The following is a 19,254-nucleotide window of genomic DNA, read 5'->3' on the forward strand; positions in this document are numbered from 1 at the left end:
AATCGGTCTCTAGCGTCGAGCTATAACCGTCCAAAACCAAAGCTGTTTTTTGTGTTGTTGGTAATGCCTGCAGGTTAAATCGAATGGGCTTGCGACTAAAGGTTTGATCAAAATTGACATCTCGCACTTTTGCCGTGATGTGACCCCAGTCAATATCTCCGTCAAAATCAATGCGTTTAATCATAAATTTCGGCTGGGGATCAAACTCTTTAAAAGCTATATTTTCACCGACGCTACGTGGTTTCTTAGCTTGTTCAGCCAAGGCTTTTTCCGCAGCCGATTCAGCGCGATATTTCTCAATCCATTTAATTAAAGGCTGGGCTTTACGATGCCAGTCCAATGCCAACTGCAATTTTTGTTGAAGACTTTCGCCAAACAATAAATAGGTTAAGTTAGACAAACCAGATTGATCCATCGAATAACTAGACAACAGGCGTTGTAAATCTTGGTTAGGCAGCTTTTCGAGTTGACCTAAACCTTGGCTTATTTCTGAACTGCGGTTTTGAATAAAATCTTGCGCTTGTTGAATCGCGGCTTGGTCAGCTTGCCAATCCTTCTGCAATGCCTTTAAGCGCTGTTGACGCTGCTGAAGGTCATTAAGATCTTTCACTGAGCCTTCAAAGATCGCTTTCAATTCGGTTTCATAACGCGCTAAACTTTTCGCGGTTGGCAAAGACTCTTCAATTTTTGCCCACTCTTTTTCTGTACTATTGGCAAGATCTTCCAGCCGTTTTGCCTGGTCAACCGTATCTAAACGCTCACGTGCGATCACCTCTTTTGCATCCGGCATGGCAACCGATGGCAGCTTAAAGTCCGAGGATGATTTTTCAGGTTTTTGCGTCGCAGACGACTCAAGTTCAGGTTTTAATGGCTTAGACAATTCGCCACTCGTTTCACGTGGCTGGTTCAATGCTAAGCCTGATATCACTAGGTCTTCAACCACAAAACGTTTAACCACTAAATGATATAAATTAACGCTTAAACGAATCTGTTTTAACTCTACTAAATTTTGCATCGGCTGCTCTGGGTCGGTTAGTTTTACACCGGTCAAATCTACCCCCACCGGATCAAAACTAAAACTCAAGTCTTCAATATCAACTTTGGCTCCCCAAGCATTAGAAGCCATACTTTCTATTTTGCTTTTTAATGCCCAGCTACTCATCACATAGCCTAAGCCCACAACTAACCCGAGCAACACCAACACACTGATCACGCCTGACCATCGAATCCACCCTTTGGGCTTGGCGGTTTTCAAGGGTTTCTTTTGGATTGATAATTCGTCTGATGCGGCTGTAGTTTTGTTTTGCTCACTCATTTAAAAAACCCCGACATTGTTTCCGCTTTACTTGAGACCTTCAACATTTGCACAAGCTTAAACTTGTTGACCCAAACCAAAAAGCGCTGACGATAAATGCGCACTAACAACCAGCTAAAGCCAAAAAATGGCAAGGCCAAACTATAAGCCACCACAATACTGCCCATCACAATCGTGTTGTTAAACGACATAAAACGCCACCAGGCCTGGTTGTACCACTGTGTCCAAATATCCACCAGGCCTGGATGATTCAGTATCCATAGGCCTAGTTGATGAAAAACCGGGTCGAAGGCATAAGCGAAGCCGGTAAATACACCCCAAGATACCAACACGGCTGAAAGATTGACTCTCAGAATCAGGATCAATAAAAGGGTGAGTAGCGTGTGCGGAAAAAACAACGGGGTGAGACCAAGCAGCAAACCCAAGGTTAACGACAGCGCAATTTGCCCCGGATGTTGATTGGCGTTGAGCGCCTTAAATAACTTAATAAAAATCGTCACTTTGCCACCTAGTTAATGAATTATGATAGGTCAATTTTAAACCGAAACCCCTAAAACGCAACCGGGATTCCGTGGATGCTTGCGTTATCTCAACTCTTGCGGATCAACATCCACACTCCAGCGTACTTTACTGACCCAAGGCGACTGATAAATCTTTGACTCAATCGCACTAAACCAAGTTTGCAAGGCTGCCCGACTTTCTGACTGCATCAGTAAATGATAACGATAACGGCCTTGACGCCGCTCCATCGGCGCACTCACTGGCCCCCAAACCTCGCAAGGCTCGGCCACCGCAACGCCTAATAACTCGTCTTTAATGCTGTTTAAAAACGCAAGTGCTTCATTAATATCAAACGCCTCCGCGCGAAGCAAAATTTGAAAACCATAGGGTGGAAGCTGGGCGGAGGCTCGCTCGGCCAGGGCCTTTTGCGCAAAATCATCATAACCTTTCGAGACTAAACGCATTAATAATGGGTGTTCTGGGTGATGGGTTTGAATCATGACCTCGCCTTTACGTTCAGCTCGGCCTGCTCGGCCGGCGACTTGAACAATAAGCTGCGCCATGCGCTCGGCCGCACGATAATCTACGCTAAATAAACCTTGATCTAAATCCAGTAAACCAACCAAGGTCACATTTGGAAAATGATGACCTTTGGCCAACATTTGGGTGCCGATTAAAATATCCGCTTCACCGCTACGAGCCTGCTCAATTTTTTGGCCGAGTGCGCCTTTTAATCGTGTGGTATCTCGATCGATGCGAACCAGCGTCTTATCTGGAAACCAAGTCCGAATCGTTTGCTCCAAACGTTCGGTGCCTTGGCCAACTCGTATAAATTCTTTGCTCTGACAGTCCGGACAAACCGGCGGCTTTTTTTCGCTATAGCCGCAATGATGACAACGCAGTTCATTCCAGGCCTGGTGGTAGGTTAAGTTAGCATCACAACTAGGGCAAGCCGCTTGCCAACCGCAATCATGACACATTAGAACGGGTGCATAACCGCGTCGATTTAAAAACAGCAACACCTGGCCTTTGGCTTCTAAGTGACGTTGCATGGCGGCTTTAAGGGGAGCGGACACACCTTCTGCTAAACGTTCACCCCGAATATCCAATAAATGAATACGCGGCATTTCGGCTGCGGCTGCACGTTGGCTTAAAACCAACTTTTGATAACGCCCTTGTTGCACATTGTAAAGCGACTCTAAAGATGGTGTCGCCGATCCCAACACCACGGGTACCTTGTGCATTTGTGCGCGTCGAACCAACAAATCACGCGCCGAATAACGAAATCCATCCTGTTGTTTAAACGACAAATCGTGCTCTTCATCAATAATGCACAAACCTAAATTTGCAAAGGGCGTAAACAAGGCTGAGCGAGTGCCTAATAACACCTTCACTTCGCCACTACGAATCGCTTGCCAAGCGCAATGGCGTTCTTGATCGTTCAAACCCGAATGCAATGCAACCACCCGCTGTTGTAAACGCGCTTCAAAACGTGCCGCCGTTTGCGGTGTTAAACCAATTTCTGGCACCAAAACCAAAGCTTGCTTGCCCTTCGCCAACACCGATTCAATCATCGCCAGATAAACTTCGGTTTTTCCGCTACCGGTTACCCCTTGTAATAAAAACGCACCAAACTCATCCGAAACGGATAAAACACTATCGACGGCGGCTTGCTGCTCGGGATTTAGTTGATGGTTCGGCTTATCTGCAAATTGAACCGGCGGCAAACACGAACCATAACTTAGCTTTAACCATTGTTTGTCTTGCCAGTTCTTCACCACTGGTCGCCAATTGTCGAACTGCTGATTTAACTGGGCTTCCGACCAGGCCTGGTCGTTACTGAACGCCTGCCAAATGGCGCGTTGTTTGTGGGCGTTTTTGGCTAGATCATCCAGCGTAATCGTTTGACCCAAGTCAGTGCGTTGCCATTGCTTGATTCCTTCAACCGAGACGGCTTCGCCTGCTCGCAGGCGCTTAGGCAAGGCGGCCATAATGACTTCGCCGATGGGTTCATGGTAATAATGAGCCGCCCAACTTAAAAAACGCAACTCCAACAGGCTAAATAGCGGCTCATCATCTAATACTTCGGAAATGGCTTTAAGTTTACTGGCGTCATAATCGCTTTCATCACTTAAGGCGAGAATCAGTCCCACCTTGAACTTTTTTCGAAACGGCACCCGCACACGCATACCTGGCTGGACTTGTTCGAAAGTACATTCGTAATCGAGGGCGTTTAAAAATGGGCCATTTAAGGCGACTTTGACAATCATGAGCGTCTTTGCATTAAAAATGTAGCCCTATTATAAACCAGTCTGTCGAGATAACTGGTTTGGCATAAGTTGTTTTACGCCTAGTTCAGCGTCATAATGCACAGATAGAACTTAAAAATTAAAGGTCAAACCTTTGAAACACGCCAACCCCTTTAGTCAGCATATTTGGGTCATCCTACCAGGCCTGGTTGTGCCACTCATTTTAGCCTTGGCGATCCCGATCGTATTTGGCTCAAGCAGCTGGCCAAATATTCCGCTTCACTCGGTGATTGAGGGCGCAGGCGTACTGTTAAACCTGATTTTAGGTTTATATATTATCCTTTTAATTCATGCCGACAAACTCTGCGAGCGATTCTATTGGGTGGCGTCTGGGTTTATTGCCATGGCCGTCATGGGTGCTTTTCACGGCAGTGTTGAGCCTGGCAACACCTTTGTTGGCTTGCACAGTCTGGGAGTTTTAGTCGGCGGGCTTTTGTTTTCTCTTTTTGTGTTACCGGTATCTTGGCAAAGCTCGCGTTGGTTAAAACAACTGCCTTGGTTAAGTCTATTTGGCGCGCTGTGTTTAAGCTTTGCCTTACTTTTGAGTCATCATTTGCTACCGAGCATGTTACAAGACGAAGGGATATTTAGCCCGGCCGCCATCACCTTTAATACGCTGGGTACGGCTGGTTTTTTGGTTGCTAGCCTGACATTGATGATGCACCCAAAATCGAACTTTTCCCACCAAAACTTAGCCGTACTAACCCTCATGTTTGCGGTTTCGGCGGTGTTGTTTGAATATTCAAACTTATGGGATGCAACCTGGTGGCTATGGCACTTTTTACGACTCGCGGCCTTGTCCTTAATCGTCGGCTATTTCTTTATTTGGTTTTACCAGCAAACTCAACATACCAAACAGCAAGCCGAAAGACTCGAGACACTTGCGTTTCGAGATGCGCTCACCCAGTTGCCTAACCGCGCGCTGTTTTACCAACAACTGGCACAAGAACTTAAGCAAGCTCAACGCGAGCAACACAATCTCGCGTTGTTGTTTATTGACCTTGATCGTTTTAAGCACGTTAATGATAATTTGGGCCATGATATTGGCGATCAACTTTTGATTGCGGTTGCGCAACGTTTAAGTCACTCACTACGCCAAGCGGATTTATTAGCGCGCATGGGCGGCGATGAATTTACCGTCATATTAAATGGCGCTCAAACCCGTGAAACTGCGGCGAGAGTGGCACAGAATATTATTGATTGCATTGCGCCTGCTTACCAAATTGAAGGCCATACGCTTCAAATTGGCGCCAGTATTGGCATTGCGTTTTACCCCGATGATGCCAAAGAGCTCGGCACCTTAATGCGTTTAGCCGATACCGCGATGTATCTAGCCAAGTCGAGTGGACGCAATACCTATCGTTTTTATGAAGCTAACCTGATTAATTAAGCGGTAAGATCAAGCTTAAATTTAACCTCACGCCGTTTTGTCACAAAAACCGCGTAAAATAATGACTTTTCAAATTTGCTTAAACCTATGAATCCAAAATCTATTTATGTTCTTTTAAATCAACTTCTGGCGTGGCAAAACCGCTTTCAATCAAGCGTTGGGCATAGTGTTGCCTGGTTAACGCTGTTGTTGGTTGTACTAGCGAGTTTAGCCGTCGGCTTACGTTATGGCTTCGATTTCAGCAGCACTAAACTCGATGAAAGTTTGCTCTATGTGCATGGCTTAATTTTTATGTTGGGGCTGGCTTATACCTATCAACAAAACCAGCATGTGCGTGTAGACGTGTTTTACGAACGTGCTTCAAAACGCCGAAAAGACTGGATTAACCTGCTGGGTGCGGTCTTTTTTGTGTTACCCATGATGCTGTTTATCCTTTGGTCTGGCTGGGATTATGTTGCCGCCAGCTGGGCAATTCAAGAACGTTCGGTCGATGCCAGCGGACTGGCTTATTTATACCTACTTAAAAGTGTAATTTTGATCAGTGCTGGCCTGGTGCTTTTGCAAACACTGGCTTTTATTGTGCAATACAGCCTAGCGTTATTTGCGCCAGATCAATTGAACCCTCAAGCACAAGCTGAGGCGTTTCAAGATCATTTTCAGGAGGGCATTTAATTATGGAATGGCTTGCTCTACTGTTATTTGCGTTGGTGCTACTGGCTTTAATGATTGGTTTTCCGGTCGCCTTTACACTCGCCGGGGTGTCGTTATTATTCGCTTTGGGCGCGAGTTTATTTGGTGTGTTCGACATGGCATTTTTAAACAGCGTACCGAGTCGAATTTTTTCCATCATGACCAACAGCACCTTATTGGCCGTGCCTTTGTTTGTGTTTATGGGACTGATGCTGGAAAAGTCTAAAATTGCCGACCAGCTCCTGCTAACGCTGGCCGAAGTCTTCCAGGGTGTACGTGGCGGTTTAGGTATCGCGGTGATTTTAGTTGGGGCATTGTTGGCGGCCAGCACCGGTTTAGTGGGCGCAACCGTGGTCATGATGGGCTTATTAGCACTGCCCACCTTGCTCAAGCAAGGCTATTGTCCGCGCCTTGCTAGTGGCACGATCTGCGCCTCAGGTACCCTTGGACAAATCATCCCGCCGTCAATTATTTTAATTTTATTAGCCGATGTGTTATCCAATGCTTATCAACAAGCCCAGTTACAACAAGGCATTTTTGCGCCTGAAACCGTGTCGGTCGGTGATCTATTTGCCGGCGCGATCATACCAGGCCTGGTATTGGTCGGGCTTTATATTTTATATGTCATAGGCGTGGCGATTTTTCAGCCTCATCGCGTGCCGGCTTTTCAATCCGAATCTAACAGCCTACAAGCCGGTTTACTCTTGCGCGTGATGCAAAGTTTACTGCCGCCGATAGGTCTAATTATTCTGGTTTTAGGTTCGATTATTGGCGGTATCGCCACACCCACGGAAGCCGGTGCATTAGGGGCACTGGGCGCCTTACTGCTGGCGCTAGCAAAACGCCAACTCAGCCTTGAAACCTTAAAGTCTGTGATGCTAAACAGTCTAAAAATCACCAGTATGATTTTTTTAATTTTCATTGGTGCCACCTTCTTTTCACTGGTGTTCAGAGGCCTAGGTGGCGATGAACTGGTACATGGCTTACTCGGCGATTTACCCGGTGGTTTATTCACCGCCATGCTGATTGTGATGGTGATGTTATTTGTGCTGGGTTTCTTTTTAGACTTTATCGAAATCACCTATGTAGTCGTGCCGATTGTTGCGCCGATTTTATTTATTCTGGGTGCGGACCCCATTTGGTTGGGGATTATGATTGCGATTAACCTGCAGACGGCTTTTTTAACCCCACCATTTGGGTTTGCACTTTTTTATTTGCGTGGCGTTGCTAGCCAAGCGAGCTTAAAAACGATGGACATGTATCGTGGTGTTTGGCCTTATATCGGGATTCAACTCTTTTTGCTCGGACTACTGGCGCTTTGGCCAAGTTTAAGCACTTGGCTACCAGGTTTGCTATCTTAAAACTTCACCCAAGGAAAGCGGATGTTTTGGATGTTTTTACGCTTAGGCTTGACCTCTTTTGGTGGGCCGATGGCCCATATCGGTTTTTTTCGCCAAGCGTTTGTTGAAAAACGCGCTTGGTTTAATGATCAGCAATTTGCTCAATGGATTGCACTATGTCATGCCTTACCTGGGCCATCCAGCTCACAACTGGGTTTTCTAATCGGTTATCAACGCGCTGGCTGGCCAGGTGCTTTTGCGGCTTTTTTAGGATTTACCTTGCCTTCGGCGCTGATTATGAGCGCGGTTGCTTATGGCTGGTTTGCCTATCACCAGGCCTGGTCATCGCTGATTCCAGCTTTGTTGATTGTCGCCGCGGCGGTGGTCATCCAGGCCACCTGGGGCATGACCAAACAGTTTTGTCGCCGCGCCGAATGGGCACTCACCGCGATCAGTAGCGCACTCGTCTTATTGGCCTTTCCCAGTGTCTGGACACCGATTTTATTATTGCTCGGTTTGGCGTTACTAGGTCAATGGTTAAAAACCTATACATCTAGCGCTCCCTTGGACTTGCAACGCACACCCAGCCGCACACTTGGCTTGGCGCTATTGATTGCACCTTTGAGTCTATTAATCATACTACCAGGCCTGGTACTTGTTTTACCGGAGTTGGCCTTATTTGATAGTTTGTATCGTGCCGGTGCGCTGGTATTTGGCGGCGGTCATGTGGTGCTGCCTTATTTACAAATCGAACTGGTGCAACCAGGCCTGGTGACGGAGTCGGCTTTTTTAAGTGGTTATGCGTTTGCGCAAACCTTGCCCGGCCCCATGTTTAGTTTCGCTAGCTATTTAGGCGCGCTTACGCAAGGTTGGCTGGGGGCAATTGTCGCGACCATCGCGATTTTTTTAGCCGGCTTAGCTTGGATTATTGGCGTGCTGCCATTTTATCAACAGCTTATTACAAATTCACACTTTCAAGCAGGCCTGGTGGCTATTCAAGCCGGGGTGGTGGGGTTTTTGTTAGCGGCCTTAATTAACCCGATCTTGCCGCACGCCATCGTGAGCTGGCCAAGCTTGGGTTTATTAGTTTTAAACCTGTTATTACTCTGGCGGTTTAAACTATCCGTAGTGGTTTTGATTTTACTAAACTTAAGTGTTGTGACATTGGCCGAATGGCTAGCACCAGGCCTGGTGCTTCAATAAAATAGGCTACGCCGGCTTGATTGAACGAACCGGCTGGACCAATCAGTCTTGTTGATCGTCTTTATTGGCTATCTTCTTCAAGTTCTCGTGAATCTTAAACAACACAATCAATAATTCGCACCAAATTCTTGCCAGAACCGCACTAAAAACCATAATTGCCAAACCCGTTGCAAAACTCCCAAGGGTGACACCGTAATAGCCTGACATGGCGTTTAAACCAGCCACCAACGCAACCAACAATAACAGCCAGTACACAAACGTAATGATCTTGGGGGTCAACATCGAATCAAACATCAAAACTTGCTTTAACATCGCATCCTTCCTTTTATTATTTAATAATATTCACCTAAGTGAATGAACCCCATTCTTCGGCAAAATCAGGGGTATGTACAATAAAATTGTTTTATCGATGGATTGTGTTTTAGGAGGACTTAGCTGATGCCTTGCGCTGAATCGTCAACACCCCCACACCAATCATCACCAAGGTAAAACCGATTAAGTGCGACAGGGTGAAAGGTTCGGCCAGAATCCATACCGCCAACGCGATCGTAAATACCGGCCCTAAACTACCGATAATGCCGGTTTGTGCCGGGCCTAGGCGGGCAATGGCTTCAGAAATCATAAAGCTGGGAATAACCGTGCTGACAATCGCCAACAAAAACGTCCAAAGCAGAATCTGTGCATTCAGCTCAAACGCGGACCAATCCATACTGATGCCAAAAAACACAATCACCCAAACACAGGCCGCCAACATAGCCCAGCTGGTAAACCATAAACTGCCGACTTGGGCGATAATCGCGCGGCTAAACAGCACATAAAACGCAAAACTAAACGCGGCTAATGCGACCAACAATGTGCCTTTGGCGACGCCATCACCGGCCAAGCTGGCTTCTTGCGCGTAAATTAGCCATATGCCGATATAAGATAAGGTTAAAGCTAAAATGATTTTGCGGGTTAGGGGTTGTTTAAAAAATAACGCACCTAAAATACCCACCATAATCGGGTAGGTAAACAATGTCAGACGTTCGAGCTGGGCAGAAATCAACTCCAACCCCATTAAATCGAGCCAGGACGAGACGAAATACCCCATGAAACCTAGACCGATCAAGGCCAACCAGGTGCGAGTTGGAATCTGTGCCCCTTTTTGCGGGTAACGTTGCCACAAAGCCCAAGCGATCACGGCATAAACCGGCATCGCCATCAGCATTCTGAGCAGCATCACGCCATCCGCATCCGAGCCGGCTTGATAAGCGAGCTTGATAAGAATCGATTTGACTGAAAATAACAAGGTGCCCACTACCGCCAAGCCAAATCCGATCCAAAAGTAGCTTCGTGTCACACGACTCATCCTTCTATCAAAAAGGCCATTATAGGACAGCCTGATGATTCACTGGTTAATTCTAGCTAGCTTAATTGAACTGACCTTGAACCAACCGCTAACTCGTTGCATGATAGATACCAAAACTTTCGTTTTATTTGGACGCGGGTTTTGTATAATGCAGGGTCAAGGTTGGTTTATTTTAGACGCTGTAACAAGGACATTATCCCCTATGAAATTTCGTTTCCCTGTCGTCATTATTGATGAAGATTTCCGCTCAGAGAATGCCTCAGGCACGGGTGTCCGTGCGCTGGCCGAAGCCATCGAATCCGAAGGCATGGAAACCCTAGGTGTTACGAGCTTTAATGACACCGCCATGATTGCACAACAGCAAAATAGAGCCTCCTGTTTTATTTTATCGATTGATGATGATGAATTTGCGGATGAAGAACACAAAGACGATGCGATTGAAAAATTGCGTTTGTTTGTAGGTGAGATTCGTCATCGCAACGCCGACATTCCGATCTTTTTATATGGTGAAACCCGCACTTCTCGCCATGTACCTAACGACGTGCTCAAAGAATTGCACGGCTTTATCCACATGTTCGAAGATACGCCCGAATTTGTGGCACGTCATATTATTCGCGAAGCGCGTGTTTACTTAAAAGGCTTAGCACCGCCCTTTTTCCGCGCCTTAACAGGTTATGCCGCTGACGGCTCGTATTCTTGGCACTGCCCAGGGCATTCTGGCGGCGTGGCTTTCTTGAAAAGTCCGGTTGGGCAAATGTTTCACCAGTTCTTTGGTGAAAACATGCTGCGTGCCGACGTATGTAATGCGGTAGATGAACTTGGTCAACTATTGGATCATACTGGTGCGGTGGCCGATTCAGAACAAAACGCAGCACGCATTTTTGGCGCGGATCACTTGTTTTTTGTAACCAATGGTACGTCGACTTCAAACAAAATTGTTTGGCATGCTAACGTCGCGGATGACGATATCGTGGTAGTGGATCGTAACTGCCATAAATCGGTTTTACACTCGATCATCATGACGGGCGCGGTACCGGTTTTCTTAATGCCGACTCGCAACCATTACGGCATTATCGGCCCGATTCCGGAGTCGGAGTTTCAGCCAGAAACCATTAAAAAGAAAATTCAAGCCAACCCATTGGTGAAAGACGCCACCGCCAAGCCACAGATGTTGACGCTGACCCAAAGTACCTATGACGGTATTTTGTATAACGTCGACACCATCAAAAAAACCTTGGGCGAATATGTTGAAAACCTGCATTTCGATGAGGCTTGGTTACCGCATGCGACTTTCCACGAATTTTATGAAGGCATGCATGCGATTGGTCGTGACACCAATCGTTCAGAAGGGCCAATGGTGTATGCGTGCCAATCTACCCACAAACTACTGGCTGGTTTAAGCCAAGCCAGCCAGATTTTGGTACAAGAATCACCTAAGCGAATGTTAGACCGCGGTCGCTTTAACGAAGCCTATTTAATGCACGTTTCGACCAGTCCGCAATATTCTATTATCGCCAGCTGCGATGTCGCGGCCGCCATGATGGAGCCACCAGGTGGCACAGCCTTGGTTGAAGAATCTATTGCCGAAGCACTGGACTTCCGTCGTGCCATGCGCAAGGTAGATGAAGAATTTGGCGATTCTTGGTGGTTTAAAGTATGGGGCCCAGACGAACTCGCGGAAGAAGGCATGGGTGAACGTGATGCTTGGATTTTACGCGCCGACGAACCTTGGCATGGTTTTGGTAACTTAGCTAACAACTTCAACATGCTTGACCCAATCAAAGCTACCATTATTACACCAGGCCTGGCAGTGAATGGCGACTTCTCCGAAACTGGTATTCCAGCGGCGATTGTGACGCGTTACCTGTCTGAGCACGGCGTTATTATTGAAAAAACCGGCTTATATTCCTTCTTTATCATGTTTACCATCGGCATTACTAAAGGTCGCTGGAATACCATGGTAACGGCTTTACAGCAGTTTAAGGATGATTACGACCGCAACGTGCCTTTATGGCGTGTACTGCCGACCTTCATCGCCAAGTACCCGCGTTATGAACGTATCGGTTTAAAAGACTTGTCAGATGCGATTCATAATATGTACAAAGAAAACGATGTGGCGCGCTTAACCACCGAAATGTACACTTCGCACATGGAACCGGCGATGAAGCCAGCGGATGCTTACGCGAAAATGGTCCATAACAAAATTGAGCGTGTTGAAATTGATGATCTAGAAGATCGCATAACCGCGATTTTGTTAACGCCTTATCCACCTGGGATTCCCCTGCTCATTCCAGGTGAGCGTGTGAACAAAAAGATCATGGACTATTTGAAGTTTGCACGTAACTTTAACGAAAAATTCCCTGGGTTCGAAACCGATATCCACGGATTAGTCAAAGAAGAAGTAGATGGCAAAATGGTCTATTCAATGGATTGCGTGAAAATTTAAATTCGCGCCAACCAGTCAAAAAGCCCGCTAAGCTGAAAGCTCACTTAGCGGGCTTTTTGCTACTAGGTTCGTGGTTTTTTCATAATCTAAACTATCGGTTTCTTTATACTTAGCCTGAGCCGATTAATTTCGCCATATTACTAACTGGAACACACCATGATTGTGAGCTTTAAAATCAAACTCATCGCCTTATTGCTTGTCTTTGGGCTTTTTTTGATCGTCGGCACGGTGGTCACGAACCATGCGATGCTCAAAAATAGTTTGATTGAATATGTAGATAAACGTGATCAGCAACATCTGGATCGTATCAAAAAGAACATTCAGTTTGTTATTGAAGAAAAATTTGCCGATGACTTGAGCATTATTGACGAAATTACCTGGCGCAAGATTGTCAGTATCTCCAGCCGGGTCGATTTTACTGAAACCTTTGTGCCGGTTGATTTATTTTTAAACTACCCTTATTCAGACTTTAAACAACGCCATCCAGATTTTGCCGAAAAACGCCTCAGCCTGGTGGATGAAAACAAGCAATGCATGTACGGGTTTCCATCAGAAGAAAGTCGCATGTTTATTCCGATCGAAATTAACCAACGTATCGTCGGATATATTGGTTACAGCCATCGAGCCGAATTAACCGAAGCACTCGACATTCAACTTGCCGAACGTCAACGCTCCTTGCTCACCTATGGCGTGTTTTTCTTAGTGTTATTATCTGGTCTGTTATTAATGCCATTTGGACACTACTTTTTGCAGCCGATTTTATCGGTTACCCAGGGCATGCGCTCCTTAACCGCCGGTAAATTTGAAACACGTTTAAACGTGAATCGACGTGACGAGCTAGGCCAACTGCAGCAGGATTTTAACCACTTGGCCATCAGCCTAGAAAAAAACCAGCAGAGTCGCAACCAGTGGATTGCCGATATTTCACACGAGTTGCGTACACCTTTAACTATTATTCGTGGCGATATTGAAGCCTTAAAAGATGGCGTGCGCCCGTTAAATAGCGATAGCCTAGATAACTTATATAGCGAAGCGATTCATTTAAACCGTTTGATCGAAGATCTTTACCAGATTACGCTGAATGATGTCGGCGGTTTACGCTATCAAATGCAGCCTTTGGAGTTCGGCTTATTGGTCAAACAATCGATTGAACCCTTTATTAGCTTGGCGCGCGAAAAAGGGCTTAAACTGGAGACCTATTTACCAGTATCAGAAATCAAGTTCCGTGGTGACGCTGATCGTCTCCAGCAAATGTTGACTAACTTAATCAGCAACAGCTTAGCCTATACCGATGCACCAGGCCTTGTACGCCTGAGTCTAAAATCCAACAAAAAGAGTTTAAGCATCGAGGTGGAAGATTCGGCACCCGGTGTGCCAGACGATGCGCTGCCTAAATTATTTGATCGATTCTTCCGCGGCGAAGCCTCGCGTAACCGTCGTTATGGCGGTGCGGGCATTGGCTTGGCATTAGTTGAGCAGATTGTACAAGCTCACCAAGGTAGCATAGACTGTCAGCATAGTCCGTTGGGCGGGCTGCTTATTTCAATTCGATTACCCCTAGAGGCCTTTCCAAAATGAACATTCTGATTGTTGAAGACGAACAACGCATTGCCGATTTATTAATGGACTATGCCAAAGCATCTGGCTATCAAGTTTCACACTTAAACACCGGCACTAATGCGGTCGAAACCATTCGCCAGACGCAGCCAGATTTAGTGTTACTCGACATTATGTTGCCTGGCGTAGATGGGTTAGACATTTGCAAAGAGGTGCGCAAAACCTCGCAAGTGCCCATTATTATGGTGAGTGCGCGCGTGGAAGAATTGGATCGAATTTTAGGCTTGGAAATCGGCGCGGATGATTATATCTGCAAACCTTTCAGTCCACGCGAAGTGATGGCGCGCATTAAAGCGATATTGCGCCGTCATTACGAAGCCCAAACGCCAACTGACTGGATTTTAGATGAGTCGCGTTCACAAGTGCAATTCCAACAAAAAAGCGTGGCATTAACCTCGGTCGAGTTTGCGTTGTTTCATGTGTTATTTGAACATCCAGGTCAAATTTTTTCTCGCACCCAATTGATGAACCGAATTTATCAAGATGGACGTGTCGTGTCTGATCGCACTGTCGACAGCCATATCAAAAAACTACGTCAAAAATTGCACCAGGCCTGGCCAGAAACCGAAGTTATTCATTCGGTCTATGGTATTGGCTATAAATTTGAAATACTGGATGACGAACAAGGTGAACCTGTTTAAACCCGTTTTACACGAGTTCATTAATCATCTTCTGCGCAACATAACGCGCTTGTGCCAATACGGCGGTGAGCAAATAACCGCCGGTAGGGGCTTCCCAGTCCAACATTTCACCCACACAGTACACACCAGGCCTGGTAATGAGCTCGCCCTGTGCATTTAACGCTTCAAACTTTAATCCGCCCGCTGTACTAATCGCTTCCGTAATCGGTCTAGGGCGCACTAAGTTTAGGCGGTAATGCTTTAACGTCTGGGCTAGCAAGGCACGATCTTTGAGTTGTTCTGCCGTGAGTTTATCACGCACCAAACCAATACGAAGCGCATCCAGGCCGACACGTTTTAAGAAGTTCGATACCGATAACTTGCCTTGAGGTTTGTTTAATTTTTGTAGCAAATCCGACTCGCTTAAATCCGGCATTAAATCCAACATTACCTCTAAGTTAAGCCCTGATTTTAGCGCTTGGCGAATCAGTTTCGACAAAGCATAAACTAAACTGCCTTCCAGCCCATGTTGCGTAATCAAACACTCACCACGCTGACGAACACTTTGCCCACCCGATTGCACGTTCAACACCACATTTTTTAATGGCTGGCCAGCAAAACGATCAACGAAAACTGAGGACCAGGCCTGGTCGAAACCGCAATTCGCCGGTTGAAATTCCGACAAGTCATGGTCTTCAAAAAAATCCGCCCACTGACCGTCCGAACCCAAATGTGGCCAACTGGCTCCGCCCAACGCCAAAATCGTGCTGTCGGCGACCACTTCTAGCTCATTCTGCGGGCTGACAAACTTGAGGCGGTCATCATGCCAACCTTGCCAACGATGTCTCATATGAAATATTACGCCTTGTTCGCGCAAACGATGCAACCAAGCACGCAATAGCGGTGCGGCTTTCATATCCTGTGGATAAACCCGTCCAGAACTACCGACAAAAGTATCGATACCAAAACCATGCACCCAATCACGAATCGCTTGGGGTGAAAACGCACGCACCCAAGGTTCAATCATCAGTTGGTGCTCAGCATAAGCTTGCAAAAATTCATCGAGCGGTTTAGCGTGGGTGATATTTAAGCCGCCGCGTCCAGCTTGCAAAAACTTACGCCCAGCCGACGGCATCGCATCATAAACCGTGACCACCAGGCCTGGTTGTTGCGACAGAACTTCGGCGGCCATCAAGCCGCCCGGACCCGCACCGATAATGGCGATTTTTTTCATCAAACACTCTTAAAAGATATAAAAAAGCCCCGAACTTGCGGGGTTTTTGTTGTCTAAGTTCAGACTACTTATTGTAGCCGAATCTACCAGACTCACTTAAGAACCGTTTGTAATTTCATCAAACACATGTTGAGCATTACCTTTGTGAGTTTGTTGGAAAACTTCTCGGTGCTTAAACTGTGATTGGTCAATATTCTCTGCATCCAGTTTATCGCCACCTTTATCCACCACTTTTTGAACCTCGGCCTGCAACCACTTTAAATAGTCATAAGTGTCACGTTTAACCGTGGCCATATCGGTCACACTACCGTGCCCAGGAACAATAATGGTCTCTTCTGGCGTGGTTTGCATAAAGCGTTCAAAGGTCTTCACCCATTCAAATGTATTGGTATAAGGGAACAAGGCCACCATGCGGCTGTTATAAGCCAAGTCGCCTGGGAAAATCACTTTGCGCGAAGGCACATAAGCAATCGTTGCACCTGGCGTATGACCCGGGCCGTTATAGAACAACATCACTTTTTCGTCACCGCCGACATCAATTTCCATCTTTTCATCAAAAGTGGTGAACTTATCCGACACATTGTAAGCAGGAGCCGTGTATTGATAACCGACTTCTTTGATCCAACGTTCTTTGGTCGCGTCCCAAGTCTCGCTAATATCTTTATGCGCCAGACTTTGAGAATAAAAATTTCGCACCCCCATGTCGTACCAATAACTTGCCCCCAAATGTGCATGGCCTTGATGGTTCTCAGCTACCACCCATTTAACAGGCTTGTTGGTATATTTTTTAATTACTTCGTGGAAAGCTTTCGCCAACGCAGGGTTGCCGCCCGCGTTATAAACCATCACACCATCCTCAAACTCCATAAAGCTCAAGTTATTATTAAGACCATAGTTTGAGGGCGTCGGCCACATCATGCTGCCAATCACGGTATAAATTCCGTCGGTAACTTTCTGCTCCTCAGGAAGATACACATCCGGACCAATATAACCCACAGCTCGATCTGCTTTTTCTAACTCGGCTTTGTAATGATCCATTGCGACCGCTAAAGGGTCTTGAGAACTTGGGGTGCCGGCTGACATAATCGCCGCCGATGATAAAAGTGCGGCACTTGCAGCCAAAGAAACGACTGTTTTTTTCATGATGATTAATCTCTCAAATTTTAGTGATGTGTTCCGTGCTAGTGTTTAACTAGTCAGGCTCTATTAATACATAGTTTTTGTATGGCTAAATAATAACCTTACAAAAACTATCAATAATGGAAGAATCCAGAAAATAGCGGGGAAGAAAAATGAACTCATAAAAAAGCCCCGTATAAACGGGGCCTTTAAGTGCATCAGTTAAGCATAAAATTATTTTAACGCGTCAACTCTTCATAAATATGACGCGAATTCGCTCGCCAGGTTTGGTCAAATACTGGACGATCTTTATAAGCCGACTGATCAATTTTTTCAGCTTCAGCTAAACCACCACCAGCATCGATGACCTTTTTAACTTCAGTTTGCAACCACACCAAATAGTCATAAGTATCACGTTTAACCGTTGCCATATCAGATGGTCCACCATGACCTGGAACAATAATCGTTCCTTCAGGGGTAAAGTCCATAAAGTTTTCAAACGACTTCACCCATTTAAAGGTATCCGTGTAGTTAAACAACGCCAACATACGCGTGTTATAAGCCAAGTCACCCGGGAAAATCACATTACGTGATGGCACATAAAGTGCGGTTGAACCTGGAGTATGACCTGGGCCAAAGTAATGCATTGAAACGGTTTCACCACCGCCCACATCGACTTCCATCTCGTCATCAAAAAGAGTGAACTCTTCAGAAATATTGTGTGCACCTTGGGTATATTGGAAGCCTACCGCATCTGACCAACGCTGTTTAATAATATCCCAGCTAGCGCTGAAATCCGCATAAGCTTGTCGGTTCGAGTAGAAGTTACGCACCCCCATGTCATACCAATAACTTGCGCCTAAATGCGCGTGGCCTTGATGGTTTTCAACCGCGACCCATTTCACCGGCTTATCCGTGTGTTTTTTAATTTGCTCATGCAAAGCTTTCGCTAGGGCTGGGTTGGCACCGCCGTTAAATACAAACACCCCGTCCTCAAAAATCATAAAGCTCAGGTTGTTGTTTAAACCAAAGTTAGAGGGGTTATGCCAGATCAAGCTGCCGACCACGGTATAAACGCCTTCGGTGACTTTAACGGCTTCTGGAATATAGGCTTTCGGGCCTAAGTATCCAGCCGCTTTCTCAGCACGGTTTAACTGATCGCGATAATGATTCATGGCATTGGCTAACGGATCTTGAGAAGCGTTGGCCCAACGGCTGCCTAACAGTGCCGCGGCCCCAAATATAAAATGTCGTCTATTCATAGTATCTTCCTTTTTTATTGTTTAACGATCGTTTTGTGCGGGTTAGCAATCGCACACCAAGCCGTTTCAGTCAGCTCGTCCACATACGCCATTAAAGGCTTTTCCAGCACGCCATCCAAATGAAGCTGCACCATTCTTAAGACACTTCCAAAAGCCAGTGAAACCGCAATCATGACATCCATAGGTCGCACCTCTTGCGAGGCCATGCCCTGCTGAATAATATCCCTTAAAATCATAAAGGGTTTTGAGGAGCAGATGTGGGAAAAATTGGGCAAGTAATTTTTATGACGTGCATAGAGAATAAAGCTCATGACCTCTGGATAGTCCAAACTAAACTCTACAATCCACATCACAAGCGCACGATAGCGAGCTTGAGTCGTATCCTGCGCTGCGATAACCGCTAATTCTTGCCGATAGAGTTCCTCAACCAACAATTCCATCAAACTATTCGCAAGACCTTGTTTGTCACCAAAGTGTTTATAAATGGTGCCGGTGCTCACGCCCGAATGTTGAACTAAGTCCGGAATGCTGGTGTTGTAATAGCCTTTTTCCACAAACAAACACAGCGCACTCGTCAGTACCTTAGTTTTGAGCGGTGAACCTGTATCTATTTGGAAAAAATTTTGCATAATCTGGACGAACCAAACAACGAGAATGAACGTTCATTCTAGTTGTTCAATCTCGACAATAACAGCCTTGTTTCATGCAAAAATTATGAAAGCGTGATTTGACAAAAGCAGATAAAAAACGGATTTAGTCAAATAAGTCAAAATAGAATTTGTATAAAAATTACTAATGGCATATAATTTCGGGGCTTTACCTCATGCTCTCTCATTAGTGACGACTTATTTTCACGGTTA

Annotated in this window: 16 protein-coding genes; 7 read left to right on the forward strand and 9 right to left on the reverse strand. The window is 45.9% G+C overall.

All coding sequences use genetic code 11. The features are described 5' to 3' along the window. The 3 genes from VIM91_RS06520 to VIM91_RS06530 all read right to left on the reverse strand — a co-directional run. The coding region (locus VIM91_RS06520; protein WP_331864011.1) for a TIGR03545 family protein at window positions 1-1,315 on the reverse strand (1,315 nt) is incomplete at its 3' end. After that, window positions 1,312-1,815 carry a TIGR03546 family protein gene (locus VIM91_RS06525; RefSeq protein ID WP_331864012.1) on the reverse strand — a complete coding sequence of 168 codons (504 nt, stop codon included), beginning with the start codon at window positions 1,813-1,815 and terminating at the stop codon, window positions 1,312-1,314. The genes VIM91_RS06525 and VIM91_RS06520, both read right to left, overlap by 4 nt. An 84-nt stretch (window positions 1,816-1,899) precedes the next feature. Beyond that, window positions 1,900-4,086, reverse strand: a complete 2,187-nt coding sequence (locus VIM91_RS06530; protein WP_331864013.1) for a primosomal protein N' — start codon at window positions 4,084-4,086, stop codon at window positions 1,900-1,902. Window positions 4,087-4,219: 133 nt separating this feature from the next. Between VIM91_RS06530 and VIM91_RS06535 the strand changes: the two genes are divergently transcribed. The 4 genes from VIM91_RS06535 (at window position 4,220) to chrA (ending at window position 8,748) form a co-directional block, all read left to right on the forward strand. Continuing rightward, window positions 4,220-5,515 carry a GGDEF domain-containing protein gene (locus VIM91_RS06535; protein ID WP_331864014.1) on the forward strand — a complete coding sequence of 432 codons (1,296 nt, stop codon included), beginning with the start codon at window positions 4,220-4,222 and terminating at the stop codon, window positions 5,513-5,515. Window positions 5,516-5,602: 87 nt separating this feature from the next. Further along, window positions 5,603-6,187 carry a TRAP transporter small permease subunit gene (locus VIM91_RS06540; protein ID WP_331864015.1) on the forward strand — a complete coding sequence of 195 codons (585 nt, stop codon included), beginning with the start codon at window positions 5,603-5,605 and terminating at the stop codon, window positions 6,185-6,187. A 2-nt stretch (window positions 6,188-6,189) separates the two neighbouring features. Next, on the forward strand, window positions 6,190-7,566 hold the full coding sequence (locus VIM91_RS06545) for a TRAP transporter large permease subunit (RefSeq protein ID WP_331864016.1): 1,377 nt from the start codon (window positions 6,190-6,192) through the stop codon (window positions 7,564-7,566). Window positions 7,567-7,587: 21 nt separating this feature from the next. Next, on the forward strand, window positions 7,588-8,748 hold the full coding sequence (chrA, locus tag VIM91_RS06550; protein ID WP_331864017.1) for a chromate efflux transporter: 1,161 nt from the start codon (window positions 7,588-7,590) through the stop codon (window positions 8,746-8,748). Between the two features lie 42 nt (window positions 8,749-8,790). On the opposite strand, the gene VIM91_RS06555 is transcribed toward chrA, so the two are convergent. Together VIM91_RS06555 and VIM91_RS06560 are read right to left on the reverse strand one after the other, a co-directional pair. Beyond that, window positions 8,791-9,060, reverse strand: coding sequence for a DUF4282 domain-containing protein (locus VIM91_RS06555; RefSeq protein ID WP_331864018.1), 270 nt, complete (start codon window positions 9,058-9,060; stop codon window positions 8,791-8,793). A gap of 109 nt (window positions 9,061-9,169) precedes the next feature. Next, on the reverse strand, window positions 9,170-10,096 hold the full coding sequence (locus VIM91_RS06560; protein WP_414719619.1) for a DMT family transporter: 927 nt from the start codon (window positions 10,094-10,096) through the stop codon (window positions 9,170-9,172). Window positions 10,097-10,298: 202 nt separating this feature from the next. Between VIM91_RS06560 and VIM91_RS06565 the strand changes: the two genes are divergently transcribed. The 3 genes from VIM91_RS06565 (at window position 10,299) to VIM91_RS06575 (ending at window position 14,800) form a co-directional block, all read left to right on the forward strand. Then, window positions 10,299-12,542, forward strand: coding sequence for an Orn/Lys/Arg decarboxylase N-terminal domain-containing protein (locus VIM91_RS06565; RefSeq protein WP_331864020.1), 2,244 nt, complete (start codon window positions 10,299-10,301; stop codon window positions 12,540-12,542). 156 nt (window positions 12,543-12,698) lie between these two features. After that, on the forward strand, window positions 12,699-14,120 hold the full coding sequence (locus VIM91_RS06570; RefSeq protein ID WP_331864021.1) for an ATP-binding protein: 1,422 nt from the start codon (window positions 12,699-12,701) through the stop codon (window positions 14,118-14,120). Then, the gene (locus VIM91_RS06575; RefSeq protein WP_331864022.1) at window positions 14,117-14,800 is read left to right on the forward strand and encodes a response regulator; all 684 of its coding nucleotides are present in this window, start codon (window positions 14,117-14,119) and stop codon (window positions 14,798-14,800) included. The genes VIM91_RS06570 and VIM91_RS06575 overlap by 4 nt, the downstream gene beginning before the upstream one ends. Before the next feature lie 7 nt (window positions 14,801-14,807). Here the strand turns inward: VIM91_RS06575 and VIM91_RS06580 are convergent, their stop codons facing one another. From VIM91_RS06580 to VIM91_RS06595, 4 genes are all read right to left on the reverse strand, one after another. Next, complete coding sequence (locus VIM91_RS06580; protein ID WP_331864023.1) at window positions 14,808-16,013, reverse strand: TIGR03862 family flavoprotein; 1,206 nt, start codon at window positions 16,011-16,013, stop codon at window positions 14,808-14,810. 96 nt (window positions 16,014-16,109) lie between these two features. Further along, complete coding sequence (locus VIM91_RS06585) at window positions 16,110-17,156, reverse strand: MBL fold metallo-hydrolase (protein ID WP_331864024.1); 1,047 nt, start codon at window positions 17,154-17,156, stop codon at window positions 16,110-16,112. A gap of 215 nt (window positions 17,157-17,371) precedes the next feature. Continuing rightward, window positions 17,372-18,394 (reverse strand): MBL fold metallo-hydrolase, encoded by a 1,023-nt coding sequence (locus VIM91_RS06590; RefSeq protein WP_331864025.1) that lies wholly within the window; start codon window positions 18,392-18,394, stop codon window positions 17,372-17,374. 14 nt (window positions 18,395-18,408) lie between these two features. Beyond that, window positions 18,409-19,023: a TetR/AcrR family transcriptional regulator gene (locus VIM91_RS06595; protein WP_331864026.1), complete on the reverse strand. Its 615-nt coding sequence runs from the start codon at window positions 19,021-19,023 to the stop codon at window positions 18,409-18,411. Window positions 19,024-19,254 lie beyond the last annotated feature (231 nt).

This window comes from Thiomicrospira sp. (genome assembly GCF_036568485.1).
Classification (GTDB): domain Bacteria; phylum Pseudomonadota; class Gammaproteobacteria; order Thiomicrospirales; family Thiomicrospiraceae; genus Thiomicrospira.